The following is a 3,111-nucleotide window of genomic DNA, read 5'->3' as shown; positions in this document are numbered from 1 at the left end:
CGGGCTACAAGGTGATCGTCACTGCGCAAGACGGTGTTACGAAGGTGACCTATACGATCTCGGTACAGGCAGCTCCACCAAGCGGAGCAGCAACGCTTACTTCCACGATCGGAACCGTAAGTGCGGGAGGAACTGCGAACGAGACGATCGCGAACATCCCGTACGGCACAACACTGGCTCAGTTGAAGAACGCTATTGTGACGGTGACGGGTGCTACGTACGAAGTGTACTTGGGAGATGGAATCACGGTCGCGACCGATCTGGCCTCGGGCTACAAGGTGATCGTCACCGCACAAGACGGAATCACGAAGGTGATATACACGATCGCCGTGATGTCAGCTCCGCCAAGCGGAGGAGGTTCTCCTATATTTGGAAATGCCAAAGTCGTTTCTTCGGATGGAAAGCTGTTTCTATTCGCCGGCGAAGAGGGCGAGGTAAGCTTGGAGAAGGAGATTGTGATCTCCATTCCGGCGAATGCGACGGACAAACCGTTAAAGATAACAATCGATAAAATAACGAATACAGGCGGTTTGCTTGCGAATAATGAAGTTCTAGCGAGTGCCATGTTCGAAATTCTCAAAAATTTCCCGGAAAATTTTAAAAAACAAGTCACCATGACTTTCAGGTTTAACCCGGCAAGCTTGAAAAGCTATCAAAAGCCGGCTGTTTTCTACTACGACGAAGGGAAGAAGATTTGGATAGAAGTCACCGGCAGTACGATCAACGGCAATTATATTACCGTTAGGGTCGATCATTTTACGAAGTTTGCGGTGTTCGCGGTAGGCCAAGCGTCAGATCAGCCAACAGAAACCGATCCTGCTATCAAGCTAAGAGACATTGCAGGGCACTGGGCTGAGCTTGCTATCCAACAAGCGGTGAATCGCGGAATCGTCTCGGGTTATTCGGACGGTACCTTCAAGCCGAATCGAATCGTGACCCGCGCGGAGTTTACGGTAATGCTAGTCAATCTTCTTAAGCCGCAAGGACCAGGCTCAGAGCCGACATTTTCGGATGCTTCCAAGCTAGGCGTTTGGGCGAAAAGCGCTGTGGCGCAAGCTGTTCAAGCTGGTTACATTAAAGGTTACAAAGACGGAACTTTCCGTCCGAATGAAGCCATAACGCGCGCCGAAATGATGGTGATGATAGCAAATGCGCTTCAATTGACCTTAGATTCGTCGAGCGCGACGGGCTTCGCAGACGAGAAGAACATTCCATCGTGGGCGAAGGGGGCAGTGGCTGCTTTGAGAAAGTTAGGTTACATTCAAGGAAGCGGGTCCAATCATTTGAATCCTAACGATAAGGCTACGAGAGCGGAAGCCGTAACGGTTTTGTTGAAATTATCGCCGCAAAAGAACGACTAATGCTCGAAAGCTCAAATATAAGGCGCAGTCCAACCGGACTGCGCCTTTGAATGATTACTGGCATATTTGCTCTACATAACGCGGACACTTTTGCTAGAATAATGTGGAAACCTAATAGGGAAGGGTGACGGTTATGCCGGATTATCTGCGTGGCGATATCGCCAAGCTGGCCAATATAAATAAGGAAACGCTAAGGTATTACGAAGATCTGGGAATCATCTCTTTGCCATCGCGCTCGGAATCCGGTTATCGTCTCTATTCGGAAGCGGTGCTGAGTCAACTCGCTTTTATTAATAACGCCAAGTCATGCGGATTTACATTAAAAGAAATCAAAAAGGCGTTAAAAAAGTCCGAAAGCCGTCTGATTAACCTCAATGATTTTATAGTCGCGATTGACAAGAAAACGAATAAAATCCATGCGGAAATCGCCAAGAAGGAACAAACGTTGAAGATGCTAGCAGGGTTGAAAACCAATTTACAAGCAGCAGAGAGGCACCCCGATATTCATTCGACGCTCCGAATTCTCAATATGGAAGATTAGCTTGACCTTGTACCTTACTACAGGTTTTAGAATGAAGGCACTAAAACCGGTAGGGGGATTATCTTGGAAAAGACGAGTATGGAACAGCTTGCCGCAATTAAAAAACATTTAAGGCTAGCGAACCGATTTGATAGTAAAACGGTAGAACAAATGCGGCGGGAAATGGCCGATACAGCCGAAAGCCTGCCTAAACATTCCGATGTCGCGATCGAGAAAATCATTATCGGCCAAATGCACGGAGAATGGGTTCGTCCTTCTACTCTTGTTCAGGAAATAGAAAACCAAGCGATTCTTTATTTCCATGGAGGAGGATTTGTTTCGGGCTCTTGTGATTTTTACCGGGATCTATGCGTAAGAATTGCGAAAGCCAGCGGCGTAAAAGTGTTATCTGTAGAATACCGCCTTGCTCCTGAACATCTTTATCCTGCTGCCAACGAGGATTGCTTGACGGCCTATCGTTGGTTATTAGAAAACGGCTACTCGTCTCGCGATATCGTATTCGGAGGAGATTCCGTCGGGGGCAGTCTCGCCCTTATGACGTTGATTTCATTGCGAGATAACGGTGAAGAGCTTCCGTCCGGGGCTTTTCTCCTATCGCCGCATACCGATCTCGTTAATCTGGATGGCGAATCTTATAGGAGTCGAGCAGAACTTGATCCAACCGGGAGTCTCGAGAATAATAAATGGATACGGGATGTTTATATAGGGAGTCGCAAGGAAGAAACTCCTATATTATCGCCGTTAAGAATGAATCTGGAGGGTCTTCCTGATATATTTATCCAGGTAGGCGACCATGAGGTGCTATTAAGCGATTGTTCACGTTTCACGGAACGCGCGATAATGGCAGGAGTGAATGTCGAGCTGGAAGTATGGGATAACATGTGGAGCGTCTTTCATTTTTTAGCGTACATGCTCCCTGAGGCGCAACAGGCTATCCATCAGATTGGTCGATTCGTACGAGGGCAGTTAAAGTGAGACGGTCAGCCGTTCGAACCCGCTAAGCTTCCTAGCTGATCAACCTTTTAACGCTTGGGTTTCCAAGCGTTTTTTTGTTGTTATCGGAAGTTCACCGTTATGGCTTACATAATTAGTGAACCTACAACAAGGTTATGACAATATAGAGGTGAATGGCCATTCAGAGCGTTGGCCTTTGCAGTCGTGAAATTTCCTCATTATGAGTTTATAAATTCAAAATTTCATGAATGCAAT

The 3,111-nt window shown here is 47.0% G+C and carries 3 protein-coding genes; all 3 read left to right on the top strand.

Going from position 1 to position 3,111, the window contains the following annotated elements:
* Positions 1–1,361: S-layer homology domain-containing protein (locus L3D05_RS17890; RefSeq protein ID WP_239617681.1), on the top strand; the 1,361-nt coding region annotated here is incomplete at its 5' end.
* 133 nt (positions 1,362–1,494) lie between these two features.
* Positions 1,495–1,902: a MerR family transcriptional regulator gene (locus L3D05_RS17885; RefSeq protein ID WP_239617680.1), complete on the top strand. Its 408-nt coding sequence runs from the start codon at positions 1,495–1,497 to the stop codon at positions 1,900–1,902.
* 63 nt (positions 1,903–1,965) lie between these two features.
* Positions 1,966–2,877, top strand: coding sequence for an alpha/beta hydrolase (locus L3D05_RS17880; protein WP_239617679.1), 912 nt, complete (start codon positions 1,966–1,968; stop codon positions 2,875–2,877).
* Positions 2,878–3,111 lie beyond the last annotated feature (234 nt).

The organism is Cohnella mopanensis, from assembly GCF_022352055.1.
In the GTDB taxonomy this organism is placed as follows: domain Bacteria; phylum Bacillota; class Bacilli; order Paenibacillales; family Paenibacillaceae; genus Cohnella; species Cohnella mopanensis.
The sequence above is the reverse complement of the archived record's forward strand: the minus strand, read 5'-3'. Positions and strand labels throughout refer to the sequence as shown.

Bases quoted from the DNA above. Each gene is read 5' to 3' on its own strand.
- L3D05_RS17885 (WP_239617680.1), top strand. From the start codon at position 1,495: ATGCCGGATTATCTGCGTGGCGATATCGCCAAGCTGGCCAATATAAAT.